Origin of the sequence: Catellatospora sp. KI3, from assembly GCF_029948125.1 — a bacterium.
In the GTDB taxonomy this organism is placed as follows: Bacteria; Actinomycetota; Actinomycetes; order Mycobacteriales; family Micromonosporaceae; genus Catellatospora.
This window is the reverse complement of record NZ_JASAMB010000001.1, coordinates 766,071-792,434: the sequence shown is the minus strand read 5'-3', so window position 1 is coordinate 792,434 and position 26,364 is coordinate 766,071. Positions and strand designations below refer to the sequence as shown.

Annotated in this window: 27 protein-coding genes and 1 tRNA gene; 18 read left to right on the top strand and 10 right to left on the bottom strand. The window is 72.9% G+C overall.

Features of this window, described 5'->3' with window-relative positions:
- The first annotated feature begins 31 nt into the window (after nucleotides 1–31).
- Nucleotides 32–646 carry a MarC family protein gene (locus QEZ54_RS03530; RefSeq protein ID WP_281302954.1) on the top strand — a complete coding sequence of 205 codons (615 nt, stop codon included), beginning with the start codon at nucleotides 32–34 and terminating at the stop codon, nucleotides 644–646.
- Nucleotides 647–763: 117 nt separating this feature from the next.
- Here the strand turns inward: QEZ54_RS03530 and QEZ54_RS03525 are convergent, their stop codons facing one another.
- Nucleotides 764–997 (bottom strand): DUF6191 domain-containing protein, encoded by a 234-nt coding sequence (locus QEZ54_RS03525; RefSeq protein WP_281302953.1) that lies wholly within the window; start codon nucleotides 995–997, stop codon nucleotides 764–766.
- A gap of 153 nt (nucleotides 998–1,150) precedes the next feature.
- Between QEZ54_RS03525 and QEZ54_RS03520 the strand changes: the two genes are divergently transcribed.
- Nucleotides 1,151–1,966 (top strand): PD-(D/E)XK nuclease family protein, encoded by an 816-nt coding sequence (locus QEZ54_RS03520; protein ID WP_281303049.1) that lies wholly within the window; start codon nucleotides 1,151–1,153, stop codon nucleotides 1,964–1,966.
- Between the two features lie 31 nt (nucleotides 1,967–1,997).
- On the opposite strand, the gene QEZ54_RS03515 is transcribed toward QEZ54_RS03520, so the two are convergent.
- A complete protein-coding gene (locus tag QEZ54_RS03515) occupies nucleotides 1,998–2,441 on the bottom strand; it encodes a Fur family transcriptional regulator (protein ID WP_281302952.1) in 444 nt (147 codons plus the stop codon).
- A 147-nt stretch (nucleotides 2,442–2,588) separates the two neighbouring features.
- Here QEZ54_RS03515 and QEZ54_RS03510 point away from each other — a divergent pair, with 147 nt between their 5' ends.
- On the top strand, nucleotides 2,589–3,074 hold the full coding sequence (locus QEZ54_RS03510; RefSeq protein WP_281302951.1) for a hypothetical protein: 486 nt from the start codon (nucleotides 2,589–2,591) through the stop codon (nucleotides 3,072–3,074).
- A gap of 4 nt (nucleotides 3,075–3,078) precedes the next feature.
- On the opposite strand, the gene QEZ54_RS03505 is transcribed toward QEZ54_RS03510, so the two are convergent.
- Nucleotides 3,079–3,360 (bottom strand): translation initiation factor 2, encoded by a 282-nt coding sequence (locus tag QEZ54_RS03505; RefSeq protein ID WP_281302950.1) that lies wholly within the window; start codon nucleotides 3,358–3,360, stop codon nucleotides 3,079–3,081.
- Nucleotides 3,361–3,419: 59 nt separating this feature from the next.
- On the opposite strand from QEZ54_RS03505, the gene QEZ54_RS03500 reads away from it, so the two are divergent.
- A complete protein-coding gene (locus tag QEZ54_RS03500) occupies nucleotides 3,420–3,593 on the top strand; it encodes a hypothetical protein (RefSeq protein WP_281302949.1) in 174 nt (57 codons plus the stop codon).
- Nucleotides 3,594–3,687: 94 nt separating this feature from the next.
- On the opposite strand, the gene QEZ54_RS03495 is transcribed toward QEZ54_RS03500, so the two are convergent.
- Nucleotides 3,688–4,005 (bottom strand): FmdB family zinc ribbon protein, encoded by a 318-nt coding sequence (locus QEZ54_RS03495; RefSeq protein WP_348650508.1) that lies wholly within the window; start codon nucleotides 4,003–4,005, stop codon nucleotides 3,688–3,690.
- A gap of 90 nt (nucleotides 4,006–4,095) precedes the next feature.
- On the bottom strand, nucleotides 4,096–4,746 hold the full coding sequence (locus QEZ54_RS03490; protein ID WP_281302947.1) for a 5-formyltetrahydrofolate cyclo-ligase: 651 nt from the start codon (nucleotides 4,744–4,746) through the stop codon (nucleotides 4,096–4,098).
- Nucleotides 4,747–4,824: 78 nt separating this feature from the next.
- On the opposite strand from QEZ54_RS03490, the gene QEZ54_RS03485 reads away from it, so the two are divergent.
- The 7 genes from QEZ54_RS03485 to QEZ54_RS03455 all read left to right on the top strand — a co-directional run bounded on the left by QEZ54_RS03485 (nucleotide 4,825) and on the right by QEZ54_RS03455 (nucleotide 12,462).
- Nucleotides 4,825–7,359, top strand: a complete 2,535-nt coding sequence (locus QEZ54_RS03485) for a diguanylate cyclase (protein ID WP_281302946.1) — start codon at nucleotides 4,825–4,827, stop codon at nucleotides 7,357–7,359.
- 9 nt (nucleotides 7,360–7,368) lie between these two features.
- Nucleotides 7,369–8,322, top strand: a complete 954-nt coding sequence (locus tag QEZ54_RS03480) for a UTP--glucose-1-phosphate uridylyltransferase (RefSeq protein ID WP_281302945.1) — start codon at nucleotides 7,369–7,371, stop codon at nucleotides 8,320–8,322.
- Between the two features lies 1 nt (nucleotide 8,323).
- Complete coding sequence (gene glp / locus QEZ54_RS03475; RefSeq protein ID WP_281302944.1) at nucleotides 8,324–9,619, top strand: gephyrin-like molybdotransferase Glp; 1,296 nt, start codon at nucleotides 8,324–8,326, stop codon at nucleotides 9,617–9,619.
- Nucleotides 9,616–10,236: a GNAT family protein gene (locus QEZ54_RS03470; RefSeq protein ID WP_281302943.1), complete on the top strand. Its 621-nt coding sequence runs from the start codon at nucleotides 9,616–9,618 to the stop codon at nucleotides 10,234–10,236. The genes glp and QEZ54_RS03470 overlap by 4 nt, the downstream gene beginning before the upstream one ends.
- Before the next feature lie 120 nt (nucleotides 10,237–10,356).
- Nucleotides 10,357–11,145, top strand: coding sequence for a hypothetical protein (locus tag QEZ54_RS03465; protein ID WP_281302942.1), 789 nt, complete (start codon nucleotides 10,357–10,359; stop codon nucleotides 11,143–11,145).
- A gap of 397 nt (nucleotides 11,146–11,542) precedes the next feature.
- A tRNA-Ala gene (locus QEZ54_RS03460) sits at nucleotides 11,543–11,616 on the top strand.
- Between the two features lie 378 nt (nucleotides 11,617–11,994).
- Entirely contained in the window at nucleotides 11,995–12,462 is a 468-nt protein-coding gene (locus QEZ54_RS03455) for an Imm26 family immunity protein (protein ID WP_281302941.1), read from the top strand.
- Here QEZ54_RS03455 and QEZ54_RS03450 read toward each other — a convergent pair.
- Nucleotides 12,452–12,913, bottom strand: a complete 462-nt coding sequence (locus QEZ54_RS03450; RefSeq protein WP_281302940.1) for a hypothetical protein — start codon at nucleotides 12,911–12,913, stop codon at nucleotides 12,452–12,454. The genes QEZ54_RS03455 and QEZ54_RS03450 overlap by 11 nt on opposite strands.
- 166 nt (nucleotides 12,914–13,079) lie before the next feature.
- Nucleotides 13,080–14,588 (bottom strand): phospholipid carrier-dependent glycosyltransferase, encoded by a 1,509-nt coding sequence (locus QEZ54_RS03445; RefSeq protein WP_281303048.1) that lies wholly within the window; start codon nucleotides 14,586–14,588, stop codon nucleotides 13,080–13,082.
- Between the two features lie 144 nt (nucleotides 14,589–14,732).
- Between QEZ54_RS03445 and rsmI the strand changes: the two genes are divergently transcribed.
- Complete coding sequence (gene rsmI, locus QEZ54_RS03440; protein ID WP_281302939.1) at nucleotides 14,733–15,557, top strand: 16S rRNA (cytidine(1402)-2'-O)-methyltransferase; 825 nt, start codon at nucleotides 14,733–14,735, stop codon at nucleotides 15,555–15,557.
- A gap of 131 nt (nucleotides 15,558–15,688) precedes the next feature.
- Here rsmI and QEZ54_RS03435 read toward each other — a convergent pair whose 3' ends face one another.
- Nucleotides 15,689–16,708: a hypothetical protein gene (locus QEZ54_RS03435; RefSeq protein ID WP_281302938.1), complete on the bottom strand. Its 1,020-nt coding sequence runs from the start codon at nucleotides 16,706–16,708 to the stop codon at nucleotides 15,689–15,691.
- 112 nt (nucleotides 16,709–16,820) lie between these two features.
- Here QEZ54_RS03435 and metG point away from each other — a divergent pair, with 112 nt between their 5' ends.
- On the top strand, nucleotides 16,821–18,596 hold the full coding sequence (metG, locus tag QEZ54_RS03430) for a methionine--tRNA ligase (protein WP_281302937.1): 1,776 nt from the start codon (nucleotides 16,821–16,823) through the stop codon (nucleotides 18,594–18,596).
- Here the strand turns inward: metG and QEZ54_RS03425 are convergent.
- Nucleotides 18,593–19,795, bottom strand: a complete 1,203-nt coding sequence (locus tag QEZ54_RS03425; RefSeq protein ID WP_281302936.1) for a hypothetical protein — start codon at nucleotides 19,793–19,795, stop codon at nucleotides 18,593–18,595. The two genes, metG and QEZ54_RS03425, sit on opposite strands and share 4 nt — an antisense overlap.
- 107 nt (nucleotides 19,796–19,902) lie before the next feature.
- On the opposite strand from QEZ54_RS03425, the gene QEZ54_RS03420 reads away from it, so the two are divergent.
- On the top strand, nucleotides 19,903–20,775 hold the full coding sequence (locus QEZ54_RS03420; RefSeq protein WP_281302935.1) for a TatD family hydrolase: 873 nt from the start codon (nucleotides 19,903–19,905) through the stop codon (nucleotides 20,773–20,775).
- Nucleotides 20,776–20,817: 42 nt separating this feature from the next.
- Here QEZ54_RS03420 and QEZ54_RS03415 read toward each other — a convergent pair whose 3' ends face one another.
- Nucleotides 20,818–21,174: a DUF805 domain-containing protein gene (locus QEZ54_RS03415; RefSeq protein ID WP_281302934.1), complete on the bottom strand. Its 357-nt coding sequence runs from the start codon at nucleotides 21,172–21,174 to the stop codon at nucleotides 20,818–20,820.
- Nucleotides 21,175–21,358: 184 nt separating this feature from the next.
- On the opposite strand from QEZ54_RS03415, the gene QEZ54_RS03410 reads away from it, so the two are divergent.
- Genes QEZ54_RS03410 through QEZ54_RS03395 form a run of 4 tightly spaced genes read left to right on the top strand, consistent with a single transcriptional unit; the run spans nucleotide 21,359 to nucleotide 26,343 of the window.
- Entirely contained in the window at nucleotides 21,359–22,681 is a 1,323-nt protein-coding gene (locus QEZ54_RS03410; protein ID WP_281302933.1) for a cytochrome P450, read from the top strand.
- Between the two features lie 9 nt (nucleotides 22,682–22,690).
- Complete coding sequence (rsmA, locus tag QEZ54_RS03405) at nucleotides 22,691–23,548, top strand: 16S rRNA (adenine(1518)-N(6)/adenine(1519)-N(6))-dimethyltransferase RsmA (protein ID WP_281302932.1); 858 nt, start codon at nucleotides 22,691–22,693, stop codon at nucleotides 23,546–23,548.
- Nucleotides 23,549–23,590: 42 nt separating this feature from the next.
- Entirely contained in the window at nucleotides 23,591–24,532 is a 942-nt protein-coding gene (locus tag QEZ54_RS03400) for a 4-(cytidine 5'-diphospho)-2-C-methyl-D-erythritol kinase (protein ID WP_281303047.1), read from the top strand.
- An 8-nt stretch (nucleotides 24,533–24,540) separates the two neighbouring features.
- Nucleotides 24,541–26,343, top strand: a complete 1,803-nt coding sequence (locus QEZ54_RS03395) for an ABC-F family ATP-binding cassette domain-containing protein (protein ID WP_281302931.1) — start codon at nucleotides 24,541–24,543, stop codon at nucleotides 26,341–26,343.
- Nucleotides 26,344–26,364 lie beyond the last annotated feature (21 nt).

Here is a 26,364-nt window from a genome sequence, read left to right as displayed (position 1 = left end):
CCGGGGGTCCGCGCCGTGCTATGCATCCGGTGTGGATTGGAAGTTCTTCGGCGAAGTGTTCGTGACCCTGCTCGTCATCACCGACCCTCCGGGCATGGTGCCGATCTTCCTGGCGCTGACCGGGGCGCTGCCCGCCCGCGAGCGCCACCGGGCCGCATGGCAGGCCGTCGCGCTGGCGCTCGGGGTGATCGCGGTGTTCGCCGTCGCGGGGCAGACCATCCTGGACTACCTGCACATCGAGCTGCCCGCGCTGCAGGGCGCGGGCGGTCTGCTGCTGGTGCTGGTCGCCCTCGAACTGCTGACCGGCAAGGCCGACGACCCCGACCACCAGGCCACCTCGAACATCGCGCTGGTGCCGCTGGGTACGCCGCTGCTGGCCGGGCCGGGTGCGATCGTGGCGACGATGCTGTTCGTGCGGCGGGCCGACGCGCCGGGGGACTATGTGGCGATCGCGCTGGGCATCCTGGCGGTGATGGTGGCGGTGTGGCTGGTGCTGCGGTACTCGGGGTTCATCGTGAAGGTGCTGCGGCCGGGCGGGATCGAGGTGCTGACGCGGATCGCGGGTCTGCTGCTGGCGGCGATCGCGGTGCAGCTGATGGCGGATTCGATCGGCGCGTTCGTGGAGATGTACACCACCGCCCACTGACCCGGTGATCGCTTCCACGCCGCCGCCTTTTATTGACGGTGGCCTATCTAGAGGACGAATCTTGGAAAAGTGTCTTCTGGATAGGCCAGTGTCGATTCAAGGCGCGGTGGGGGCGGGTCAGGTGGCGGGTTTGGGGGTCGGGGTGGTGGCGCGGATGACGGCGATGCCGCGGTCGAGGTCGATGCCGGCGCCGTTGGCGACGTCCACGCGCTTCTGCTTCATCTCCTCGACGTGCTCAGTCTGCTTGTGCTTGGTGGGGCGGAACAGTCCGTCGATCTCGGCCAGGCCGGCCGACACCATCGCCGTCGAGGCGGTGTCACTACCGCCGCGCAGCCACTTGATCAATCCCACGCTGAGCCTCTCTGCAGGTCGGGCGGGTGTCGCACGGGCGACCGCCGGGTCGCCTGGCCAGTGTCGCACTGATTTGGCAACATCTGCCAGGTGAGCCGAACGCCCAGCCCTCGCCGCGGTCAGGACATCCCCGAACAGCTCGGCTTCGACCTGATGCCTGAGCGCCTGTTCGTGTGCACCCCGAGCAAGCTGGCGTCATACGAGGACTGCCCGCGCCGCTACCGCTACACCTACCTGGACCGGCCCGCGCCGCAGAAGGGTCCGGCCTGGGCGCACAACTCGCTGGGCGCCAGCGTCCACACAGCGCTGAAGAACTGGTGGGACCTGCCGCCGGAGCGCCGCCAGCCGGGCGCCCTGCCGACGTTGCTGCGCGCGACCTGGGTCCGGGAGGGCTACCGCGATGAGGAGCAGGAGCGGGCGGTGTTCCAGCGGGCGCTGAGCTGGCTGGAGTCGTACGTGGCGGAGCTGCCCGCCGACTTCGAGCCGCTGGCGGTGGAGCGCACCGTGGCCGCGAAGACGTCGGTGCTGGCGCTGAGCGGGCGCACCGACCGCATCGACCAGCGCGGCGGCGAGCTGGTGATCGTCGACTACAAGACCGGGCGGACGGGCCTGGACGCCGACGACGCCCGCGGGTCGCTGGCGCTCGCGCTGTACGCGTACGCAGCCGCGCGGGTGTTCCGCAAGCCGTGCCGCACCGTTGAGCTGCACCATCTGCCGACCGGCACGGTGGTGGCGCACGAGCACACCGATGAGTCGCTGGGGCGGCACGTGGCGCGGGCCGAGGCGACCGCGCGCGACATCGTGGCGGCCGAGCGGGCGATGGCGGGCGGCACGGCGCCGGACGAGGCGTTCCCGACGCAGCCGAGCAGGCTGTGCGGCTGGTGCGACTTCCGGCGGGTGTGCCCGGCGGGCGCGGAGGTGCCCGCCCGGGAGCCGTGGACGGCGGTCGAGCCCGTGGTGCAGGCCTGAGCGCGGTCGGACCGGACCCGGCGCGGCCCGCTCAGTCGTCGGCGGCGAGCCGGGCGCAGGACGGGCACAGCCCCCAGTAGGTGACCTCGGCCTCGTCGACGGCGAAGCCGTGTGTGCTGGACGGGTCGAGGCACGGGGCCGCCCCGGTGGCGCAGTCCACGTCGGCGATCAGCCCGCAGCCGCGGCAGACGATGTGGTGGTGGTTGTCCCCGCTGCGCGCCTCGTAGCGGGCCGGGGAGCCGGCCGGTTCGATCCGGCGGGCCAGTCCGGCACGGGCCAGCGCGCCGAGGACGTCGTACACGGCCTGGGTGGAGACGGAGTCGAGGCGCTCGCGCGCCTGGCGGGTGATCTCGTCGACCTCGAGGTGGCCGCCCTGGCTGAGGATGTCGAGCACGGCGAGGCGCGGCCGGGTGACCCGCAGTCCCCGGGCGCGCAGCAGAGCCTGGTGCTCTCTTTCGCCATACATGAGAACCATTTCAGCAGTCAACCTGGACCAGCTCAAGAAAAGGCGGGAATTAGGTGGCCGGGGACACTTCCATTTTCTCCCCTACCTCAGTGGCAACACCCGGTCTACGCTCACCGTGGAACCATTCCGAAGGGCTTTCACGACCCAGGAGGCACGGTGTTCAAGGAGCTGCTCGGCCTGCCGGCCCATCCGCTGCTCGTGCACGCGGCGGTGGTCTTCGGACCGCTGCTGGTGCTGTCGGTCGTGGTCTATTCGCTCGTGCCGTCGGTGCGGCGGTTCCTGGGTTGGAGCGTGGTGGCGCTGGCGGTCGCCGCGCCGGTCGCGCTGTGGTTCGCCAAGCTGAGCGGTGAGGAACTGCTCAGCACCCTGATCGCGAAGCACTACCCGCCGGAGATCATCTCCCAGGTGGACACGCACGCGAAGTTCGGCGACGTGGCGGCCTGGACCGGCACCGCGCTCGGCGTGCTGTCGCTGTTCCTGGTGCTGATCTGCACCGCCGCGGGCAAGAAGCCGGCCACGCCGGGCTCGCGCAGCCTGACCTACGGCATCATCGTGATCTCGCTGCTGGTGGCGGGTGCGACCGGCTACTACGTGTTCAAGACCGGCGACACCGGCGCCCGCATCGTGTGGGCGAACATCTGACCCGCTAGGTGCGCCACTGCGCGCACGCCACGATCAGCAGCACCACCCCCGCCGCCAGCGCCACCGCGTACGTGAAGCGGTCGGCGCGCTGCTCCGCGCGGTCGAGCTCGTCGTGGTCCAGTTCGGGCAGGCGGCGCGGCGGCTGGTGCGGCGCCGTCCAGGCGGGCTGCCGATCCGGCGCGGCCGGTCCGGTCCGGGGCGGCCCCGGGTAGCCGCTCGGCGTGGACTCGGCCCCCGCGGCCGCGTCCCCGGGCTCGGGGCGCCGCCAGTAGTCGTCGCCGCTCACGGCACCTCGCCGAGGTGCCCCGGCAGGCGGCTGCGCCGCGGCGCCTCTACGCTGCTCAGGTGAGCACTGACGCCTTCAACGGCAGCCGTGACGACGACCGCATCGTGGAGCTCGACGACGAGGTCGCGGTGCTGCCGGAGCAGACGCGCGACGACACCGACCGGGGCTGGGGTGAGCGGTCGTGGAGCAACGACGACCGGCTGCGGGAGGATCGTCCGCCGCATTGGGACTGATCAGCGGGCCGGGCACGGGTGTTCAGGCACGGCCGTACTATAGCCCGAAATCGGACATAAAGTGCGTTCGCGCCTCGGGCCGCCGGCGGGCCGGTCAGGCGGCGGAGCTGGTGGAGCCGCTGCTCGACGAGGACGTCGCGGCGGCCGGGGTCGACGAACCGCTGCTCGACGAGCCGGACGCGGAGCCGGCCGAGGACGAGCTGCCGCTGCTGGAGGCCGGGCTGCCGCTCGATCCGCCGCGGGAGTCGGTCCGGTAGAAGCCGGAGCCCTTGAAGACCACGCCGACCGAGGAGAACAGCTTGCGCAGGGTGCCCTCGCAGGTCGGGCACTGCGTCAGCGGCTCGTCCGCGAACGACTGCACGGCCTCCAGCTGGTGGCCGCACGCGGTGCAGGCGTACTGGTAGGTGGGCACGGTCCCCTCCATGATCATTGCTGGCACTCTGGTGTACCGAGTGCCAATAGTGCCTGACGCGGTCGTGTGCCGCAAAGTATCTGTCGCCGATCACACGTCCCGGCCGGACCAGCCCGGCACCGGGCGCAGCCAGGCGGTCCGCGTCGGCGTGAGCGCCGCGTGCACGCGCTGGTCGTGCTCCTGCGCGGGCAGGCGGTCGAGCAGTTCGGCGTCGTACAGCAGGGCCACGACGGGTGTGTCGAGGGTCACTCGGACCAGCGCCCGGTCGTAGCTGCCGCCGCCCCGCCCCAGCCGCACCCCGTCGCGGTCCACCGCCACCGCTGGCACCAGTACCAGGTCCGCCGCCGCGATCGCGGCGCACCCCAGCAGGGGCCCGGTGGGCTCGCGCAGGCCCCGGGGCGTCGCCGTCAGCGAGGCGGGGCCGGTGTACGCCGTCCAGTCCAGATCCAGGTCGGGCAGGAGCACCGGCAGCAGCAGCCGGGCCACGCCGGGCGGCGCGGCCAGCCGCTCCGGCAGGTCCGGGCCGCCGGGTTCGCGACCGATGGGCACGTACGCGCACACGGTGAGCCCTCGGCGTCCGGCGAGCAGGTCGCCCAGCCGTGCCCGTACCCCCGCTGCGGCGGTCTCCACCGCGGCGGGTGACAGCGCCCGCCGGGCCGCCAGGACGCTGCGGCGTACCGCCTGCTTGGCGGTGGTCTGCTCGTCCGGCTCGGGCGTCAGGGCAGCGTCTGTTATGTCCATAAAACCCTCATATACCCGCAAGCGTCGCATCCCGCTGGCGGCGTCCGGCGTTGACTGGGATGACTTCAAGGGGGAAGTGTGACACTGCGCGCACGGCTCACCACCGCCTTCCTGGCCGTGGTCCTCAGCCCCGTCCTGCTCGGCGCCTTCTTCGTCGGCACGACCGTCAGCACCGTCTCGCACGAGCGGGCCGACGAGCGGCTGTCGGTCGCCTCGGGCGCCGTGCGCACCGCCGTGGGCTCCCTGTGCGGCCAGCTCCGCGCCGTCGCCGAGGCCGTCGCCGCCGCCCCGGCCGACCGGCGCATGGCCGTCGCCGAGCACCTGGTCGGCACCGGGCTGGCCGCGGGCGTCCACCTCGACGGCGGGACCAGCGGCGACACCACCCGGCAGGCCCCGCCGCCGCCGTGGGCCGACTGCGCCGGACCCGACCCGCAGGTCCACCCCGACCTCGTCGCCGGCTACGAGGCCCTGTCGGCGCGAGTGCCGCTGCCCGGCAAGAACGGCGGCACCGTCGCCGCCGCGGTCACCGTCGACGCCGACCTGATCCAGCGCCTGGCCCAGGCCAGCGGCGCGCAGCTGACCCTGCTGCCCGGGACCGGCGGCCAGCCCGCCGCCACCCGGACGGAGACGACGGTCCCGGTCGACGCCCCCACCGTTCCCGCGGCCGAGGACGTCGCCGCCGAGGCCGAGGCCCAGACCGCCCCGGACGCGCCCACCGGCGCCGACCCGCAGGATGCCACCCCCGACGGCGCTCTCCAGGCTGACGGCGCCCAGAGCGACGGGACCCCGGGCGACAGGACACAGGGCGAAGGCGATCAGGGCGTGGCCGCGCAGCCGGGCGGCGAGACGTTCGACGGGCTGCCGGCCGGCGCCGGTCCGCTGACCGGGCCCGACGGAACCACGCCGCAGCCGGACGGGGCGGCGGACGCGACAGCCGGGCAGGCCGGTGGCACCGCGGACGCGCCGGACGCCGCCACCGCCGACGACGCGGACGCCGCCGACGAGGGGCTGGACGTCGCGCTGGACCCGGCGCCGCAGCAGACCGACGGCGGCACCGCCGCCGCCGTGCACACGACCGTCGGCGGGGCCGACGTGGCCGCCGTGACGGAGCTGGCGCGGGCGCTGGGCGACGGGGCCGTCGGCACCGCCCCCAACGGCCACCTGGTGACCCGGCTCGGGCCGGTGGCGGGGGAGCCGCTGCCGCTGGCGGTCTCGCTGCCCGCCCGCCCGCCGACCGGCATGTACGTGCTGCTCGTCGGCGTGGTGCTGCTGACCACCGTGATGGCCGTGACCGTCGCCTGGTGGCTGGCCCGTACGGCGACCAGCCCGGTGGTCGAGCTGGCGGCGGCCGCGGACCGGGTCGCGGGGGGCGACCTCGAAGCGCGGGTGCCGGTACGCGGCGACGACGAACTGGGCCGCCTGGCCATCGCGTTCAACCACATGACCCGCGAGCTGCAGACCTACGTGGCGGCGCTGACGGCCAGCCGGGACCAGCTGCGCGGGCACCTGGGCGTGCTCGGCGACACGCTGGCCGGCACGCACGACCTCGACCGGATCCTGCGGGTGATCCTGCAGACGGCCCGGCACGCCACCGGTGCCTCGGCGGGCGTGGTGCTGCTGGCCGACCCGGCCACCGGGGCGCTGGTGGGGCAGTGCTGCGAAGGGCTGGACGAGTCCTGGACCAGCGGCGAGCGCGGGACGCTGCGGGTGCCGTACGGCACCGGCCTGACCGGCTCCGTGGCCGCCACGGGGGTGCCGCGCATCGGCCGGGTGGAGCGCGACGGCCCGCGCCTGGACACCGGCGAGCCGGACTGCCGTACGTACATGGTGGTGCCGTTCTCGGCGCCGAGCCTGGTGGACAACTACCTGCCGCCGGGGACGATGCCCGGGGCGCGCGGGGTGCTGGCGCTCTACGACCGGGTGGGGCGCGACGAGTTCGACGACGCCGACCTGGTCACCCTGCGCACCTTCGCCGGGCAGGCCGCGGTGGCGGTCGACAACGTACGGGTGCACGAGGAGGCCCAGCGCCTGTCCGTCACCGACCCGCTGACCGGCCTGTTCAACTACCGCTCGCTGCGCGACTCGCTGCGCCGCGAGTCCGAGCGGGCCGCCCGCTTCGGCCGCCGCCTGTGCGTGCTGGCGCTGGACCTCGACCGGTTCAAGGAGATCAACGACAGCTACGGCCACGCCGCCGGGGACGCGGTGCTCGCCGAGTTCGCCCAGCGCATCCGGTACGAGATCCGCGAGGTCGACGTGGCGTTCCGGCACGGCGGCGAGGAGTTCGTGATCCTGCTGCCGGAGACCGACGAGGTCGGCGGCATCGCCGTGGCCGAGCGGCTGTGCGAGGCCGTCCGCCGGGAACCGATCGTGGTGCCCTCCCGCGACGGGGTGGAGGACCTGTTCGTCAACGTGACCGTCTCCATCGGTCTGGCGGTGCTGCCCGACCACGGCCAGAACGGCGCCACGGTGCTCCAGTCCGCCGACGACGCCCTGTACGCGGCCAAGGCGGCCGGGCGCGACACGTTCCAGGTCGCCGTGGTCGGCAGCGTGCTCTGCCCATCCGGCGGCGCGTCGAGCAGCCCACAAGCCCCCAGGCAGGCTCGGGGCCGTTAGTCTCGCGACATGTCTGAGCACACCCCCAAGGCGCAAGCCAACGTCCGCGGACCGCGGGCCACCAAGGCGGTCATTCCCGCCGCGGGCCTGGCCACGCGGTTCCTGCCCGCCACCAAGGCGGTGCCCAAGGAGCTGCTGCCGGTCGTGGACCGGCCCGTGCTGCAGTACATCGTGGAAGAGGCGTCACGGTCGGGGATCAACGACGTACTGCTGATCACCGGCCGGGGCAAGACGAGCATGGTCGACCACTTCGACCGCCAGCCCTACCTGGAGGCGCGGCTGGAGGCCAAGGGCGACATGGAGCGCCTGGCCGCCGTACGCGGCACCTCCGAGCTGGCCGAGATCTACACCTGCCGCCAGGGCGAGCCGCTGGGCCTGGGGCACGCCGTGTCCTATGCCGAGTCTCACGTCGGCGACGCGCCGTTCGCGGTGCTGCTCGGCGACGAGTTCACCGCCGAGGACGACCCGCTGCTGCCGCAGATGCTCGACCTGCAGGCGCGCACCGGCGGCATCGTGCTCGCCTTCATCGAGGTGCCCGACGACGAGGTCAACCGGTACGGCATCGCCTCGGTCGAGTCGGCGGAGCCGGACCTGGCCGACGTCGACAACGTGGTCCGGGTGACCGGGCTGGTCGAGAAGCCCGCCCGGGACCAGGCCCCGAGCAATCTCGCCGTGGTCGGCCGGTACGTGCTGCCCGGCACCATCTTCGAGGCGATCAAGCGCACCAAGCCCGGCAGCGGCGGCGAGATCCAGCTGACCGACGCGATGGCGCTGCTGCTGACCGAGGGCACTCCGGTGCACGGCATCGTCTACCGGGGCGTGCGCTACGACACCGGCATGCCGCTGGGGTACCTGCAGGCTGTCGTACAGCTGGCCAGCCAGCGGACCGACCTCGGCCCGGCCTTCAAGGAGTGGCTGAAGGCCTTCGTCGCCGAGCTGGACGGTCCCGCGGGGGCTGCCTGACATGACCGCCACGGTCAGGTCCAGTCCGGACCACCTCGACCCGGTTCCTGAGGGCGAGCTGACGCCTCTCGCCGACTACCTGGGCAGCGTGCTGCGCAGGTTGCGGGCGTTGCCGGCGCTGGATCTGGACCTGACCCAGGCGCACGGCAACGTGCTGGCCGACAACGTGGTGGCCACGCACCCGTACCCGGCCTTCGACCACGCCGCGATCGACGGCTACGCGGCCCGGTCCGAGGACGTCGCGGCGGCCGGGCCCGGCCGTCCGGCCCGGCTCAACGTCGTCGGCGACCTGGCCGCCTCCAGCTGGCGCCCGGCCCGGCTCACGCCGGGGGCGTGCTTCTCCGTCGCCGCCGGCGCCGCGCTGCCGCAGGCCGCCGACGTGGTCGTGCCGGTGCGCTGGACCGACGAGGGTATGGCCGCCGTCGAGGTGCACCGGGCGGTCAAGCGCGGCTTCGGCGTACGGCGGGTCGGTGAGATCGTGGCCGAGGGGGCGGTGCTGGCCCGCGCGGGCACCATCGTCACCCCGGCCCTGGTCGGGGCGCTGGCCGCCAGCGGCATCGGCCACGTCGTGGTGCGGCCCAGCCCGCGGGTCGTGATCGTGTCCACCGGCGACGAGCTGGTCGAGGCGGGGCGGCTGTCGCAGCCCGGCCAGGTCGTCGACGTCAACTCGCACGCGCTCACCGCGGCCACCGCCGAGGCGGGCGCCCACGCGTACCGCGTCGGGATCTGCGACGACGACCCGGAGGCGCTGCGCGCGCTGCTGGAGGACCAGACCCTGCGCGCCGACCTGATCATCACCACCGGCGGCTCGGGCACCGGCCCCGGCGACATGGTGCGGCGCATCCTGTCCCGCCGCGACGGCAGCCGCGCCGGGATGGTCACCTTCACCGACGTCTCGCTGTACCCCTGCGGCACCCTGGGCTTCGGCACCGTCGGCACCGCCGAGGAGGTCCCGATCGTGTGCCTGCCCGGCGAGCCGGGCGCGGCGCTGATCGGCTTCGAGGTGCTGGCCCGGCCCGTGATCCAGGTGCTCGCCGGGGCCGAACCCGTCTTCCGCCCGTCGGTGCGCGGCCACCTGCTGGAGACCGTCTCCTCCCCGGGCGGGCTGCGCGAGTTCCGCCCCGCGCTGGTGGCCGAGCGCCGCGGCGGCGGCTACACGGTGCAGCCGCTGCCGGGCGGCCCCCGTACGCTGGCGGGTATGGCGGAGGCGAACGGACTGCTGGTTCTCGGCGAACGGGTGACGACAGCGGCGGCGGGGTCCACGGTGGACGTGCTGCTGCTGGACCGACGCCGATGAACATCGGTTTTCCGGCCGTCCTGGTGGAGGGCGATGTGGTGCTGCGCCCGTACAAGCGGTCGGACCTGCGCGACTGGGTCGAGGTGCGGTCCTACAACGAGACCTGGCTGCGGCAGTGGGAGGCGACCCCGCCGGCGAGCTGGGCCGAGCTGAACTCCCCGACGGCCTTCCGGCTGATCCGCCGGGCCATGCGGCGCGCCGCCAAGGAGGGCGAGTCGATGCCGTTCGCGATCTGCCTGCGCGACCGGGGCCGCGAGCGCCTGGTCGGGCACATCAACCTCGGCAGCATCGTGCGCCGCGCCTTCTCCTCGGCGTACTGCGGCTACTGGATCGACTCGCGGGTGGCCGGGCGCGGCATCATGCCGACCGCCGTCGCGCTCGTCGTCGACCACGCGTTCGGCCCCGGGCGGCTGCACCGGGTGGAGGTCAACATCCGCCCCGAGAACAAGCCCAGCCGCCGGGTGGTCGAGAAGCTCGGCTTCCGCGAAGAGGGCTACCACCCGCACTACATGTACATCGACGGCGCCTGGCGCGATCACATCGGATACGCGCTGACCTGGGAGGACGTCGTCGCCGAAGGAGGGCTGCTGGCCCGCTGGCGGCGGCGCCACGGCTGATCTGCCCTCACCTTCGACCGGTGTGGCGTTGCGCAATCATGTGATCACACCCGTACGCTCGCCTCACTAGAAGTCTTACGGCGGCCGATATGAGGACGCCGTAACCAGGTGACGGGAGGGGTGAGGGTGCCGACCTCGGTGCTCCTCGCCGTCCTCGCCGCTGCGGGCCTGCTCGCCCTCGCCCCGGCGCTGGTGCGCCGGTACGACGCCACCGAGCGGCTGGTGGCGGAGCGGGCGATCTCGACCGCGCGGGTGCTGTCGCGCCGGCGCCGCCGTCGTACTGTCCCGGGCCGACGCCCGGTCAACCCGCCGCGCGCGCTGACCGCCATGCCCGTCTCGGCCCCGCCCGCCTCCGCGCCGCCCGCCTCCGCCCCCGGTAAGCGGCGCAATCCGCTGCGCCTGGTCAGCGCGGGCGAGCGGGCCAAGCGCCGGGCCCCAAGGCGCCGCCACCGGCCCGCCGTGTACCGGCGCCGCCGCCTGCTGGCCGGGCTGGTCCTGCTCAACCTCGTGCAGCTCGCCGGGGTGGCCCTGGTCGGGCCCGGGTTCCTGATCAGCCTCGCGGTCACCGGTTCGCTGCTGCTGCTCTACGTCGCCCACCTGCGCGGACAGGCGCTGCGCTCGGCCCGGCGCCGCCGCGCCGAGGAGCGCCAGGCCGCCTGGCTGGCCGAGCAGCAGGCCCAGGTGCGCCTGGCCCAGCACCGCCGCGCCGAAGCCCGCCGCGAAGCCGCCCGGCTGCTCCAGGAGGAGCTGCTGCGGGCCCAGGAGGCGCTGGCCGAACTCCAGGCGCGGGCCGACTCGCTGGCCGCGGAGGAGGCGGCGGCGATCCCGGCACCCCGGGTCGCCACCATCTCGTACGGCCGCCGCGCGGGTGTCCGCGGCCGCCCGTACCACGCCGGCCCCGCCGCCTGACCCTCCCGCGCCCTCGACCCTCCCGCGCCTCGACCCTCCGGCGTCTCGGCCCTGCCGCGTTCCCGGGCGGCTCTGTGTCCGACCCGCTCGTGCCCGGACGCGCTCTGCGGCGCCGCGTCCGCTGCGGGGCGCTCGCGGCGCTCGCGCGGTCATGATCGCTACTTGAGGTCGAAGTGTGGCCTCGCGGGGCAGTATTCGACCGAAGACGGCGATCTCTGCGAGGGAGATCGTCGTCTTCGGTCCGAAGGTGCCGGGTGCGAACCGGGTTGTGACCGCAGGTGGTGATCACTCGGGTGGCTGAAGGGTCGGTGCGTGACGCCCGACACGGCGGGGTGCGATTAGCGCGCGTCCGTCAGACCTGCTAACCTTGGCCGGTCCGTTCAACCGGACGACCTTCGGGGACGTGGCGCAGCCCGGTAGCGCACCTCGTTCGCATCGAGGGGGTCAGGGGTTCGAATCCCCTCGTCTCCACCCGAAAGCACGGCCGCCTTCCCACCGGAAGGCGGCCGTTGTCGTTTCGCCGCCTTCCGCCCGCCGCTGGACGTGTGCCTCCGAGAGTTCCACGCTGTACACGCCGCTTCGACCACAAGTAGCGACCTTGGCTGGCGTATCCGCGAAGATCGCGGTGTCCGGTCGGAAGGCTGGACACAAGCCGACGTGATGACAGCAGCCAGCGATCATCAGTCCTGGCACCTGCTTGATCGGTTCGTCGGGGCGGATGCGCACGTCCGGGCTCGGCCGCGGTTCCGTCGCGGCAGCAGGTCTGGGACGATCGATGCCGTGCAGCAGCCGCCGCCTGATCAGCGAGTGATCCGCAAGGCTCGACCGAATCGGGCGCCTGGACGGGTGGTGCGCGTTCCGCTGGGCGATGGCCGCTTCGCGTACGGTCGGCAGCTCTGGTCAGTGGACGCCGAGTTCTATGACCACGTCGAGACCACGCAGCAGCCCATCGGCCTCCTGGAGCTGGTGGACAAGCCGGTCGCCTTCACCGTGTGGGTCTCGAACCGCTGCTTCCAGCGCAACGGCCGCTGGACGCTGCTCGACACGGTGCCCTTGCTGGAGCGCGAGCAGCTGCGGTTCGACGTGAAGTTTCAGCAGGACGTCACCGGCGGCCCCCTGACCGTGGTCGCCAGGTCCTGCGCGCCGTCGGTCTTCAGCAAGCGGTCGGCCACAGCCGAGGAATGCTGGGACCTCGAGCGGGCAGCCGTCTGGAGTCCGGAACACGTGGAGGACCGCCTGCGCGACCACTTCGACGGCCGACCGAGCAGGTGGGTGGAGTCGCTGCGTCCGAGGCTGCGGTCCGGCGTCAGTCCGTGACGGGAGCACCCGGTGTCGAGCGCGGGGGCAGGTGGGTGATCGCGGCGAACAGGTAGCAGCCGGCCAGGGCGATGCCGAGGGTGATGGCCAGCCATTCGGGGCCGAAGTGATCCCGACCGACGATCGCATGGGCGACGATATCCGCACTGAACAGGGTGCCCAGGCCGGCTATCGCGGCGGGAACGCGGTGGCGGGCCCGTCCCCGGGCCCACATGATCATCACTATCGTGCCGGAGACCAGCGGGGCGGTGCCGAGGTCGCGCCAGAAGTCGGAGCCGGTCGAACCCAGTCCGATCAGGCGCAGCAGCAGCCACCACAGCAGCATGAGGGCGGTGACGAAGACGACGGCCTGCCAGGCCCGGAGCCAGGCGACCGGCTGGTCGGCCGCGACCGACCCCACCTGCTGGGCGAGTCTGCGAAGGGCCGGGGGTCGGCGTCGTTCCTCGGTCATGGCGGAGAGTGTGGCAGGTTCGTGCACGTCGGCAGGATCGCACGAGAAGATGCCTCCTCGCGAGCGTCTGCCCAGGTGCGAACCCTGACTCGTCGGCGGACCGGGATGCGGACGGGGCCGGGCGAGCGGGTCGCCCCTGCTCGCCCGGCCCCGTCGACCGTTGCGGTCAGATCCAGAGGTTGCCGAGGAACATGCGCCTGCTCCAGTCGGCGTACGGGATCGAGTCGCCCGCGAAGATCGGGTAGAAGTACGCGAAGTTCAGCACCACCAGCAGCACGAACATGCCCGCGAAGATCGACCCGACCAGCTGCCGGTTCTCGTTCTGCGGCACGCCCGGCGGCGAGTTGATCGCGCACCCGAGCACGAACACCAGCGCGAGGATGAGGAACGGCTCGGCCGGGGCGGCGTAGAAGAAGAACATCGTCCGGCCGGGGAAGAAGAACCACGGCACCAGGGCGGCCGCGCACATGGCCAGGATCGCCCCGGCCCGCCAGTCGCGGCGGGCGAAGCCGAACCAGACCGCGGCGATCAGGGCGGGCAGGAACGCCCACCACAGCAGCGGCGTACCGAGCAGCAGGACCTCGCGGGCGCACTGGCTGGCGCCGCAGAGCGGGTCGCCGGACCAGTAGAACGCGACCGGGCGGCCCAGCAGCAGCCACTGGATCGGCGCCCAGTGGCTGGCCGACTGGTACGTGTGCTCGGCGGTGAGGGTCTTGTGGAAGCCGTACGCCTCCTGGTGGTAGTGCCACAGGTTCTGCAGCGCCCCGATGAACGCCGGCTCGCTCTGGCCCGTGTCGCGCAGCCAGTGGCGGTAGTAGCCGCCGTCGGTGAGCAGCCAGCCGCTCCACGTCGACAGGTATACGGCGAACGCGATCGCCGCGCACGCGGGGATCCACAGGATCTCGTCGAGGAAGGCGTCGCGGATCGGGTGCCGCACGCCGGCGGTGCGGCGTACGCCGACCTCCCACCACATGATGAGCAGCACGAACACCGGGATGAACGCGAGCGCGCTCCACTTGACCGCCAGCGCGCAGCCCAGCAGCACCGCGGCGATCAGGCGCCACCACGGCACGGTGAACGCGGGGCGGCTGTCGCGGCCGCGCCCGGCCGGGTCGCCGCCGTCCTCGATGAACCGCAGCCAGCGCCTGCGCCGGGCGTCGCGGTCGAGCACGATCGCGCCGAACGCGGCCAGGATGAAGAACATCAGGAAGATGTCCAGCAGGGCGGTGCGCGAGAGCACGAAGTGCATGCCGTCGAAGGTCATCAGGATGCCGGCGGCGCAGGCGAGCACCGTCGAGGCGAACAGCCGCTGCGCGATCCGGATGACCATGAGCACCGAGACGGTGCCGAAGATCGCCGCGCTGATGCGCCAGCCCGCCTCGTCGTAGCCGAAGCCGGGCAGGTGCTCACCCAGCCCGATGATCCACTTGCCCAGCGGGGGGTGCACCACGTAACCGGCGGAGTTGTTGTTCGCGTCCCACTCGAAGCCCTTCTCCCACAGCCAGTGGCCGTCGGTGGCGTAGTAGGTCTCGTCGAAGATCTTCCCCGGCGGAGAGGCCAGGTGGTACAGCCGCAAGGCGAACGCGATGACGGTGATCGCGATCGCGGCGAGCCACGCGTATGGATCCAGGCGCTGGTCGATGGGCACGAGCCGACGCCGGATCGCCGCCACCACGTGCTGGGGCTGCGCCGATGGTGTGGACGCCTGCTGGGGCGCCGTCGCCGTCTGGGTCACGCCATGGATCGTAGGCTGAAAAGCTCGGAAACGGCTCACCCCGTTCACGGGTTGATATCGGCGGAATTCGCGAAGGTGGGACAGATGACGCAGGTCACGGGTCTGGTGCTGTGCGGCGCCCCGTTGGGCAACCCGGGCGACGCCTCGCAGCGGCTGCGCCAGGCGCTGGCTGAGGCCGACATCGTCGCCGCCGAGGACACCCGGCGGCTGCTGCGACTGGCCCGGGACCTGGAGGTGACCGTACCCGGGAAGATCGTCTCGTATTTCGAGGGCAACGAGGAGCGGCGCACGCCCGACCTGGTCGCGGCGATGGTCGACGGGCAGCGGGTGGCGCTGGTGACCGACGGCGGCATGCCCAGCGTCAGCGACCCGGGCTACCGCCTGGTCGCCGCGGCGCTGGCGGCCGGGCTGCCGGTGACGTGCGCGCCGGGGCCGAGCGCGGTCACCACCGCGCTGGCGCTGTCGGGGCTGCCGTGCGACCGGTTCTGCTTCGAGGGGTTCCTGCCGCGCAAGGGCGGCGACCGCCGCGCCCGGCTGGCCGAGCTGGCCACCGAGCCGCGCACGCTCGTCTTCTTCGAGTCCACGCACCGGATCGCGGAGACGCTGGCCGATCTGGTGGCCGCGTTCGGCGGCGGGCGGCGGGCGGCGCTGTGCCGGGAGCTGACCAAGACGTACGAGGAGGTCCGCCGGGCCACCCTGGCCGAGCTGGCCGAGGTCGACGAGCTGCGCGGCGAGATCACGCTGGTGGTGGCCGGGGCGGATCCGGCCCCGGCGCGGCGGCCCAGCGACGAGGAGCTGCTCGCCGAGGTGGCGATCAGGGTCGGCGAGGGCCTGTCCCGGCGCGACGCCGCCGCGGCCGTGGCCGCCGCCCACGGCCTGCCCAAGCGCGAGGTCTACAACCTGCGCTGAACCGGCGGGCGACTCCACCTGGCATTGACGCTGGCCTATCCAGAGCACGGATTTCCGATCCGTGTCCACTGGATAGGCCAGCGTCGATGCCAAGCGCGGCGGGTGGTGCCGCCGGGGCCGGGTGGGGTTGGTCAGAAGGCGGCGGCGAGGAAGCCGATGGTCACCAGGAGCGGGCCGGCGAAGCTGAGCCCGACGGCGGCCAGTCGCTCCCGGCGCTCGGGCAGGCGCAGCGCCCCGGTCGCGAACACGATCCCCACCGAGCAGAGCAGCACCGCCACCAGCCCGACCACCCAGCGCAGGTACAGGCCGCCGGTGCCGTTGGCGACGTACGCGCGGGTGCTGTGCGGTCCGACCATGCGCGCCGGTGCGCTCAGGCCCTCGGCCTGACCGGGCGGGCCGTACACGTCGACGTCGGCGGCGGTGAAGGCGGCCGAGCTGAACTCGCCCACGCAGCTCTCCCGCATCCCCTGGCCGGAGCAGGCGGTGATGGTCAGCGTGCCGGTCCGGCCGTGGCCCAGCGACAGCCACATCGGCTCGGCGCTGACCCAGCTGAAGAAGCCGCCGAGCAGCGCGAGCAGGATCAGCAGCGGCAGGGCCACCCCCAGCCGGCGCGGCGGCTTCGGCGCCCGCACCTCGCGCCGGGGCGGCGGCTCGGTCCAGCCCGGGCGGGCACCGTGCAGCCGCGGGTCGAGCCACCCGTCGCGCGGCACCTCCTGCATCGGCATGGTGAACGCCTCGGTCGGCGCGAGCGCCTCCGGCGGCGGTGGCGGCGGCTCCGGCGCGGCGACTGCTTCGGGCGCGCGGCGGCGTCCGACGTGCTCGACGGCGATGCTCGGCCCGACGGGCCTGATGGGCCCGATGGGCGGACCGGCCGGGGTCCGCGGGCCGGTGCCGTCGAGCTCGACCGGGCCCTGGAGCGGTTCGGTGTCAGGCGCGCCGTGGGCGGGCGGGACGGCCCGGGTCGGGCGCTGCCAGTACGCCTGCTCGGGGTCCGGGACCGGGGTGGCCGGCTGCGGGGTCAGGCGCAGCGGCTGGGACGGCTCGCCCAGCCACGAGGGGGTCAGCTCGAACGGGGACGGGTCGGGGTCGGGCGCGACCCACGGGACCGGTTCGGCAAGGCCGATGTCGACTTTCTCGACGTTATCCCTCATAGATGGTGATTTCACCCTAATCGGCCCGCTGACGAGGGGATTTGCGGCGCGTGTCGCCGGAGGTCGTAACCGGTTCGCAGACCGGGCACGGGCTTCACTACGCTGTTTTCCCATGAGTCACGTTCTCGCCGCGGTCGCCTGGCCCTATGCCAACGGCCCGCGCCACATCGGTCATGTCTCCGGATTCGGGGTGCCCTCCGACGTCTTCAGTCGGTACATGCGGATGGCCGGCCACGACGTGCTCATGGTGTCCGGCACCGACGAGCACGGCACGCCGATCCAGGTGCAGGCCGACGCCGAGGGCATCACGCCGCGCGAGGCGGTGGACAAGTACAACCGCATGATCGTCGAGGATCTGCACGGGCTGGGCCTGGCCTACGACCTGTTCACGCGTACCACCACCGGCAACCACTACGCGGTGGTGCAGGAGCTGTTCACCGCGCTCCACGCCAACGGCTACGTCATCGCCAAGACCACCCAGGCGGCCGTGTCGCCGTCGACCGGCCGGGGCCTGCCCGACCGGTACATCGAGGGCACCTGCCCGCACTGCGGCTACACCAGCGCCCGCGGCGACCAGTGCGACAACTGCGGCCACCAGCTGGACCCGATCGACCTGATCAACCCCAAGTCGAAGATCAACGGCGAGACGCCGCAGTTCATCGACACCGAGCACTACTTCCTGGACCTGTCGGCGTTCGCCGAGGCGCTGGGCACCTGGCTCGACAGCCGCGAGGGCTGGCGGCCGAACGTGCTCAAGTTCTCCCGCAACCTGGTCGACGACCTGCGGCCCCGGCCGATCACCCGCGACCTCGAGTGGGGTGTGCCGATCCCGCAGGAGGGCTGGGACACCAAGCGCTTCTACGTCTGGTTCGACGCGGTCATCGGCTACCTGTCCGCCTCGATCGAGTGGGCCCGCCGGACCGGCGACCCGCAGGCGTGGCGGCAGTGGTGGCAGACGCCGGAGTCCCGGGCGTACTACTTCATGGGCAAGGACAACATCGTCTTCCACTCGCTGATCTGGCCGTCGATGCTGCTGGGCTACAGCGGCCGGGGCGACAAGGGCGGCAAGCCCGGCGAGCTGGGCGAGCTGAACCTGCCCACCGAGGTCGTCTCCAGCGAGTACCTGACCATGGAGGGCAGGAAGTTCTCCTCCTCGCGCCGCATCGTCATCTACGTGCGCGACTTCCTGGCGCGCTACGACGCCGACGCGCTGCGGTACTTCATCGCGGTGGCCGGGCCGGAGACCACCGACACCGACTTCACCTGGTCGGAGTTCCTGCGCCGAAACAACGACGAGCTGGTCGCGGGCTGGGGCAACCTGGTCAACCGCACCGTGTCGATGGCGGCCAAGAACTTCGGCGGCGTGCCGACCCCGGGCGAGCTGACCGACGCCGACCGGGAGCTGCTAGCGGCCGTGCGGGCCGGGTTCGACTCCGTCGGCGGGCTGATCGAGCAGCACAAGCAGAAGGCCGCCATCAACGAGGCGATGCGGATCGTCGGCGAGGTCAACAAGTACCTGTCCGACCAGTCGCCGTGGAAGCTCAAGGGCGAGGACGAGCGGCCGCGCCTGGCCACCATCCTGCACACCGCGCTGCAGGCCGTGGTCGACTGCAACACGCTGCTCACGCCGTACCTGCCGCACTCGGCGCAGAAGATCCACGAGCTGCTCGGCGGCGAGGGCGTGCACGCGCCCATGCCGCGCATCGAGGAGGTGTCCGATCTCGACGGCGGTCCGGACTACCCGATCCTGACCGGCGACTACACCGTCGGCACGAAATGGGAGCCGCGGACGCTGACGCCGGGCACGCCGCTGAGCGCGCCGACGCCGGTCTTCCGCAAGCTGGACCCGTCCATCGTGGACGAGGAGCTGGCCCGGCTGGAGAGCTAGAAGTAGCGCACTTCCGCGTCGTGGGCGTCGGTGACCTCGGTCGCCGGCGCCCACGCCTCGTATATCCCCCGGCGGTTGCACTGGGCGCCGAGCACGGTCACGTTCGCCGGGTCCGGCTGGCACAGGCGCACCCGCACCCAGTTGGCGTCGGCCGACAGCACGGTCACGGCCGCGCCGCGCCAGCGGGCATAGCGGGTACGGCGGCGCAGCGTCTCCACCGGGTAGCGGGCCGCCCGGCTCATCGCCAGCACCCGGAACTCCTCCGGCGGGTCGGCGACGGCCTCGTACTCGTCCCCCCGGAACGTGCCCACCAGGCGGCTGAACACGGCCTGGTCGCGCGGGATCGGCAGGTACTCCTGATCGGCGCTGATCTCGCGCAGCGGTTGGAGCAGCCGCCGCCACTGCGGACCGACCAGGCGCAGCCAGCCCCGCTGCTCGGGCTGGAACGTGTAGAGCACCACCTCGGTGCCGTCGGGCGCGTACGCGACCAGCGCCGCGTGCGCGGGCAGCGGCAGGTCGGCGAAGTCGGCGGTGACCCACTCGGGGATCAGCTCGGTGCTGCTCGGGGCGAAGCCGGTGCCCAGCACCGCCGCGCCGACCCGGTCGTGCGGCGGCATCGCGACCAGCCCCGACACGGCGTCGCCGGTGGCGGGCCGGAAGTCGGCGGCGTCGATCGCCCGCCAGCGCAGCAGGTAGGTGACGTCCTCGGAGGCCTCCCCGCCCAGCACTGCCAGCTCGGCGGGCGTACGCAGGTGCGCCACGTCCCACTCGCGGTAGCAGAAGCCGTGCGGCAGCCGCCCCCGCAGCAGGTCGGTGACACTGCTCGCGGTCAGCGGCATGACCATGCGGGTGCCCTGCCGGATGACCGCGGTGGCGCGCACCGAGGCGACCACGTCGGCGGAGTGCCGGTCGCGCGGCGGCCGCTGGCTCAGCCAGTGCACCCGCTCCCAGCTGAGGCTGCGCGACAGGGGCGCGCAGAGCTGGCTCTCCGGCATCGCCGCGGGACCGGCGCCGGCGACCTCCGCGGTCGGCACGAACCGGTGGAACGGCCACCTGGCCGGTGCCTCGATCCGCAGGAAACCGGGCTCGGGGTGCTCGCTGAACAGCTCGTAGGCGGCGCCTCCGGCGACCGGTTCGGCCGAGTAAGCGCGTCCGTCCACCATGACGGCAGGCTGGCCCATGTCATTGAGGATCGTCACGAAGCCCGACGCTAGTGCGGACCGGTGAGGGGGAGGTGAACGCGGTCTGAACGCGGGCTGTTGAGGTGTCGGGAGAACGCCGCCGCAGCCGGTGAGATCATGGAAACATGACCACCGCCGACCGCACCGCCCGAGCCAGAGCCCGGACCAGGGAGGGCTCACCTCAGGAGGCCCGCCCGCCCGCTCCGGAGCCGCTGCCGTATCCGGTGCTGGACAGCCACACCCACCTGGACATCGTCTCCGCCGACGGGGACGACCCGGTCGGGCAGATCGCCGCCGCCAACGCCGTGGGCGTGGACCGGCTGGTGCAGGTCGGCGTGGATGTGGCCTCGTCGAGGTGGGGCGTGGAGCTGGCCAACACGCAGCGCGCAGTAGTGGCCACGGTCGCCCTGCACCCCAACGAGGCGCCGAGACTATCCGATCTGGACGGTGCGCTCAAGTCGATCGAGGAGCTGGCCGAGGATCCCCGGGTGCGGGGCATCGGCGAGACGGGGCTGGACTTCTTCCGTACCGACGAGAACGGGCTGGCCGCGCAGGAGCGCAGCTTCCGCGCCCACATCGCGCTGGCCAAGCGGGTCGGCAAGGCGCTGGTCATCCACGACCGCGACGCCCACGCCGACATCCTGCGGGTGCTCGACGACGAGGGGGCGCCCGAGACCGTGGTGCTGCACTGCTTCTCCGGCGACGCCGCGTTCGCCGCCGAGTGCTGCCGCCGCGGCTATGTGCTGTCTTTCGCGGGTACGGTCACCTTCAAGAACGCGCCGCACCTGCGCGAAGCGGCCGCGCTCGCGCCGATCGGGCAGATCCTGGTCGAGACCGACGCGCCCTACCTGACGCCGATGCCGCACCGGGGCCGCCCCAACGCGTCCTATTTGATCCCGCTGACCGTGCGGGCGCTGGCCGAGGCCAGGGGTGTGCCGCTGCTCGAGATGTGCGAGGCGATCTCCGCCAACGGCGAGCGGGCCTTCGGCCCGTGGTGAAGCCCGGCGGGTGCGGCCAGACGCCGCACCCGCCGGTCCGGATCAGGCGGTCAGCGCCTTCGGGCTCGGGCCGTACTGGTTGTCGCCCTGGCCCTCGGTGACCATGAGGATCAGCAGCCAGAAGCTGCCGATGATCGGGATGAGGGTGATGAAGACCCACCAGCCCGACTTGCCGATGTCGTGCAGTCGCCGCACCACCACCGCCAGGGACGGCAGAGCGGTGCCCAGGATGTACAGCAGGTACAGGTAGTAGAAGGCCTGGACCTCGGTGGAGCCGGCCAGGGCGAACAGGACGCCCACGATGATCACATTGATCAGGAAGAACATCCAGTACTCCTTGCGGCGGGCCCGCCCGGAGAACGTCACGTAGTTCTGCAGCACCTTCAGGTACCAGCTCACGGCTGTCCTTTCCATACATGAATGAAGACGTGAATCAAGTGCGCTGACCGTAGGCAGTCCGACACTGCTGGTCAACGGGCCGGTAGGCGGTCACCCGCTGCCCGAACGGCGGGCGGGGCATCGTGGTATCGATCATCGTGCCCGGTGCTGGTGCCTGGAGATCGATGTCGTCTAACCTGCGGAGGTGACCGCCGCCACGATCCCGTCGCCGCCGGGGCTGCCGCTGCTGGGCCACCTGCTGGAGATGAACCGGGACATGCCCGGCTTCCTCGACCGCACCGCCCGCCAGCTCGGCGGCCTCAGCCGCCTGCGCATGGGTCCGATGTCGATGATCCTGGTCGCCGATCCGCGGCTGGTGCACGAGATGCTGGTCGAGCGCCCGCAGGACTTCGCCAAGTCGTGGCGCACCACCCGGCTGCTGCAGGGGCACGTCGGCGACGGGCTGCTCACCCGCGAGGGCGCCGAGCACCGCCGCCATCGCCGCATCATGCTGCCGACCCTGCACACCCGGCGCATCGCCCGCTACGGCGAGATCATGACGGCCGAGACCCGGCGGCTGGTCGACGGCTGGCGCGAGGGTGCCCGCGTCGACGTGGTCGAGGAGATGACGCAGCTGACCCTGCGCATCGTCGGGGCGTCGCTGTTCACCGTGGACGACGACGGCGACCAGGTCTTCGCGGCCGTGCACGACTTCGTCGACTCGCTCAACGCGTACCTGCTGTCCTTCGGCATCCTGCCGACCTGGCTGCCGACGAGGGTCCACCGCTGGCGCAGGGCCAGCGTCGCCCGTGTGGACGCCATCGCGTACGACCTGATCCGGCGCCGCCGCGAGTCCGGCGCCGACGGCGCCGACCTGCTCTCCATGCTGATCAACGCCAAGGACGCCGAAGGAGGCCCGCAGCTCACCGACGCCGAGATCCGCGACGAGCTGCTGACCATGTTCTTCGCCGGGCACGAGACCAGCGCCACCGCGCTCACCTGGGCCTGCTACGAGCTGGCCCGGCACCCGGAGATCGCCGACCGGCTGCGCGCCGAGCTGGCCGAGGTGCTCGGCGGCCGCGAACCGACCATGGCCGACCTGGGGCGGCTGCCGTACCTCGACCAGGTGGTCAAGGAGGTGCTGCGGCGCTGGGCGCCGGTGTTCCTGCTGGACCGCAGCCCGGTCGCGCCGACCGAGCTCGGCGGCTACCCGGTCAAGCCCGGCGACATCCTGTTCTTCAGCCCGTACGTGGTGCACCTGGACCCCGACTACTGGCCCGAGCCGCACGAGTTCCGCCCCGAGCGGTTCGCCGACGGGGCCCAGCCGGGCCGCGAGGCGTACCTGCCCTTCGGGGACGGGCCGCGCCTGTGCGTCGGCAACCGCTTCGCCGAGGCCGAGATCGCGCTGGTGCTGGCCACGCTGCTGCCCCGGGTCCGGCTGGAGCTGCCCGCCGGGCACACCCTGCGGCTGCAGGGCCAGGCCACCATCCGCCCGGCCGGGGGACTGCCCATGACGGTGCGCCGATAGCCTTTACCCGTGACCGTTGAACAGGCAAGACTGCTCGGCCCGGCGGAGATCCGGGAGCTGGCGGCGCGGCTCGGAGTCGCGCCGACCAAGAAGTTCGGGCAGAACTTCCTGCACGACCCGAACACGATCCGGCGCATCGTCGCCGCCGCCGACCTCGACCCGGCCGACGTGGTCGTCGAGGTCGGGCCGGGGCTCGGCTCGCTGACGCTGGGCCTGCTGCCCGCCGCCGCGCACGTGCACGCCGTCGAGATCGACCCGCCGCTGGCGGCCGCCCTGGCGGTCACCGCCGCCGAGCGCGCCCCCGGGCTGGTCGGCCGGCTCACCGTCCACAGTGGCGACGCGATGCGGGTCACCGCCGCCGAGTTCGACCCGGCGCCCACGGCCCTGGTGGCGAACCTGCCGTACAACGTGGCCGTGCCGGTGGTGCTGCACCTGCTGGCCGAGCTGCCGGAGGTCCGGCACGGGCTGGTGATGGTGCAGAAGGAGGTCGCCGACCGGCTCACCGCCGGCCCCGGCAGCAAGATCTACGGCGTACCGTCGGTGAAACTCGCCTGGTACGCCTCGTCCAAGCAGGCGGGGAAGGTGCCCCCGGCGGTGTTCTGGCCGGTGCCGAACGTGGACTCGGGGCTGGTCGGGTTCACCCGGCGGGAACCCCCGCGCGACGATGTGGCCCGGGAGAAGGTGTTCGCGGTGGTCGACGCGGCGTTCGCGCAGCGGCGCAAGACGCTGCGGGCGGCGCTGGCCGGGTGGGCCGGCAGCGCCCCGGCGGCCGAGGAGCTGCTGCGGGCGGCCGGGATCGACCCGCAGACCCGGGGCGAGCAGCTCGACGTACACGCCTTCGCCGCCCTCGCCGCCGCGAAGGGCTGAACCGGGGGCCAGTAGGCTGGGCGCGTGACTGAGGCGTGGACGCTGGGCGACGGCGACGACGATGACCTGGCCGCGGTGCCGTCAGGTCCGGTGCGCGTACGCGTCCCGGCGAAGATCAACCTCCACCTCGGCGTAGGCCCCGCCCGCCCCGACGGCTACCACGAACTGCACACCGTCTACCACGCCATCTCCCTGTACGACGAGATCACCGCCCGCCCCGGCGACACCCTCACCCTCACCATGCAGGGCCTCGGCGTCGGCGAGCTGGCCCTGGACGACTCCAACCTCGTCATCAGGGCCGCCAACGCCCTGGCCGCCACCGCCAAGGTCCCCGCCCAGGCCCGGCTGCACCTGCGCAAGCAGATCCCGCTCGCGGGCGGTCTGGCGGGCGGCTCCGCCGACGCGGCCGCCACCCTCGTCGCCCTCGACACGCTCTGGGGCACCAACCTGGGCCGCGACGAGCTGGCCCGCATCGCCGCCACGCTCGGCTCCGACATCCCGTTCCTGCTGTACGGCGGCACCGCCCTGGGCACCGGCCGCGGCGAGGCCGTCAGCCCGGTGCTGGCCCGCGCCAACCGCTGGAGCTGGGTCGTCGCCTTCGCCGACGGCGGCCTGTCCACCCCCAAGGTGTACGGCGAACTCGACCGGCTCCGGGCCGAGGGCCGCGCCCCCGCCCCGCTGGGCAGCAGCGACGAGCTGCTCAGCGCGCTGCGCCAGCGCGACCCGGCGGTGCTCGCCGAGGCGCTCGGCAACGACCTGCAGGCCGCCGCGATCTCGCTGCGCCCGCAGCTGGCCGAGACCCTCGCGGTCGGCGACAAGGCCGGCGCCCTGGCCAGCCTGGTCTCCGGCAGCGGCCCCACCTGCGTGTTCCTGGCCCGTGACGACGCGCACGGCGCCGACGTGGCCGCCGCGCTGACCGAGTCGGGCCTGTGCCGCGGGGTGCAGCTCGCGCACGGCCCCGTCCACGGCGCCCGGATAGGCTAGGCGGCACCATGGCCAACATCATCAATCTGGACCGGGTCAGCAAGGGCTACGGTCCGACCGGCCCGCTGCTCACCGACGTCTCCCTCGGCCTCGACGACGCCGACCGCATCGGCGTCGTCGGCCTCAACGGCTCCGGCAAGTCCACCCTGCTGCGAATGCTCACCAAGGCCGAGGACCCCGACAGCGGCCGGGTCACCCACCGGCGCGACCTGCGCGTGTCGGCCCTGCCGCAGGCGCTGACGCTGACCGCCGAGGCGACCGTACGCGACGTGGTGCTCGGCGACGCCTGGCTGCCCGCCGCGTTCGAGGCCGAGCACGAGTGGGCCGGCGACTCCGGGGTGCGGGCCATCCTCGACGGGCTCGGCATGCCCGGCCTGGGCCTGGACACCCCGGTCGGCCCGATGTCGGGTGGCGAGCGCCGCCGCATCGCCCTGGCCGCGCTGCTGGTGCGCCCCGCCGACCTGGTCATCCTCGACGAGCCGACCAACCACCTCGACATCGCGGGCGTCAACTGGCTCGCCACGTACCTGAACAAGAGCCTCAAGGGCGCGCTGGTCGTGGTCACCCACGACCGGTGGTTCCTCGACGCGGTCTGCAACCGCATCTGGGAGGTCGCCGACCAGCAGGTCCGGGCGTACGACGGCGGCTTCGCGGCCTGGATCCTGGCCCGCGCCGAGCGCGAGCGGGTCGCCGCCGTCACCGAGTCGCGGCGGCAGAACCTGCTCCGCAAGGAGATCGCCTGGCTGCGCCGGGGCCCGCCGGCCCGCACCTCCAAGCCCAAGTTCCGCATCGACGCCGCCAACGCGCTGATCGCGGACGTGCCCGCCCCGCGCGACGAGGTCACCCTGGCCAAGCTCGCCACCGCCCGCCTCGGCCGCCAGGTGTACGACCTGGAGGACGTCACCCTGCACGCCGGTCCGAAGCTGATCCTGAACAAGGTCACCTGGCACGTCGGCCCCGGCGACCGCATCGCCCTGCTCGGCGCCAACGGCGCGGGCAAGTCGACGCTGCTGCGGCTGCTCGCCGGGGTCAGCGAGGCGAACGGGTTCAGCGCGGGCAAGACCGTACGCCCCGCGTTCCTGTCCCAGGAGCTGACCGAACTGCCCGGCGAGCTGCGCCTGCTGGAGGCCGTCGAGCAGGTCGCCCGGCGGGTCAAGCTCGGCGACCGCGAGCTGTCGGCCGCGCAGCTGGCCGAGGTGTTCGGCTTCACCGACCGCCGCGTCTGGACGCCCGTGGCCGACCTGTCCGGTGGTGAGCGCCGCCGCCTGCAGCTGCTGCGCCTGCTCGCGGGGGAGCCGAACGTGCTCATCCTCGACGAGCCCACCAACGACCTCGACACCGACACCCTGGCGTCGCTGGAGGACCTGCTCGACACCTGGCCCGGCACGATGATCGTCGCCTCGCACGACCGGTACCTGGTCGAGCGGGTCTGCGACGCCGTCTACGCCCTGCCCGGCGACGGCACCGTGCGCCACCTGCCCGGCGGCGTCGACGAGTACCTGCGACTGGTCGAACCGGCCTCGGCCGCCACGACCACCCGCGCGCAGGCCGGCGCGGCACCGGTCAAGCCGGCCGGCGGCGGTCCCAGCGCGGCCGAGGTCCGGGCGGCGAAGAAGGAGACCAGCCGCATCGAGCGGCAGATCGAGAAGCTCAACCAGCGCGAGGAGAAGCTGCACACGCAGATGGCCGAGCACGCCACCGACTTCGCCAAGATCGCGGAGTTGGACGCGAGCCTCAAGGCGCTGCAGGACGAGCGCGGGCTGCTCGAGGACGAGTGGCTGGAGCTGGCGGAGCTGATCGGGCAGGAGTAGGCGCCGAGGGGGGTTGGTAGG

What these genes read in the sequence shown, in the direction of transcription:
- QEZ54_RS03420 (WP_281302935.1), top strand. Translation starts at nt 19,903, where the DNA reads ATGACCACCGCCGACCGCACCGCCCGAGCCAGAGCCCGGACCAGGGAG.
- rsmI (WP_281302939.1), top strand. Translation starts at nt 14,733, where the DNA reads ATGACGCAGGTCACGGGTCTGGTGCTGTGCGGCGCCCCGTTGGGCAAC.
- QEZ54_RS03520 (WP_281303049.1), top strand. Translation starts at nt 1,151, where the DNA reads ATGCCTGAGCGCCTGTTCGTGTGCACCCCGAGCAAGCTGGCGTCATAC.
- QEZ54_RS03515 (WP_281302952.1), bottom strand. Translation starts at nt 2,441, where the DNA reads ATGGTTCTCATGTATGGCGAAAGAGAGCACCAGGCTCTGCTGCGCGCC.
- QEZ54_RS03480 (WP_281302945.1), top strand. Translation starts at nt 7,369, where the DNA reads ATGTCTGAGCACACCCCCAAGGCGCAAGCCAACGTCCGCGGACCGCGG.
- metG (WP_281302937.1), top strand. Translation starts at nt 16,821, where the DNA reads ATGAGTCACGTTCTCGCCGCGGTCGCCTGGCCCTATGCCAACGGCCCG.
- QEZ54_RS03395 (WP_281302931.1), top strand. Translation starts at nt 24,541, where the DNA reads ATGGCCAACATCATCAATCTGGACCGGGTCAGCAAGGGCTACGGTCCG.
- QEZ54_RS03490 (WP_281302947.1), bottom strand. Translation starts at nt 4,746, where the DNA reads ATGGACATAACAGACGCTGCCCTGACGCCCGAGCCGGACGAGCAGACC.
- QEZ54_RS03450 (WP_281302940.1), bottom strand. Translation starts at nt 12,913, where the DNA reads ATGACCGAGGAACGACGCCGACCCCCGGCCCTTCGCAGACTCGCCCAG.
- QEZ54_RS03470 (WP_281302943.1), top strand. Translation starts at nt 9,616, where the DNA reads ATGAACATCGGTTTTCCGGCCGTCCTGGTGGAGGGCGATGTGGTGCTG.
- QEZ54_RS03435 (WP_281302938.1), bottom strand. Translation starts at nt 16,708, where the DNA reads ATGAGGGATAACGTCGAGAAAGTCGACATCGGCCTTGCCGAACCGGTC.
- glp (WP_281302944.1), top strand. Translation starts at nt 8,324, where the DNA reads ATGACCGCCACGGTCAGGTCCAGTCCGGACCACCTCGACCCGGTTCCT.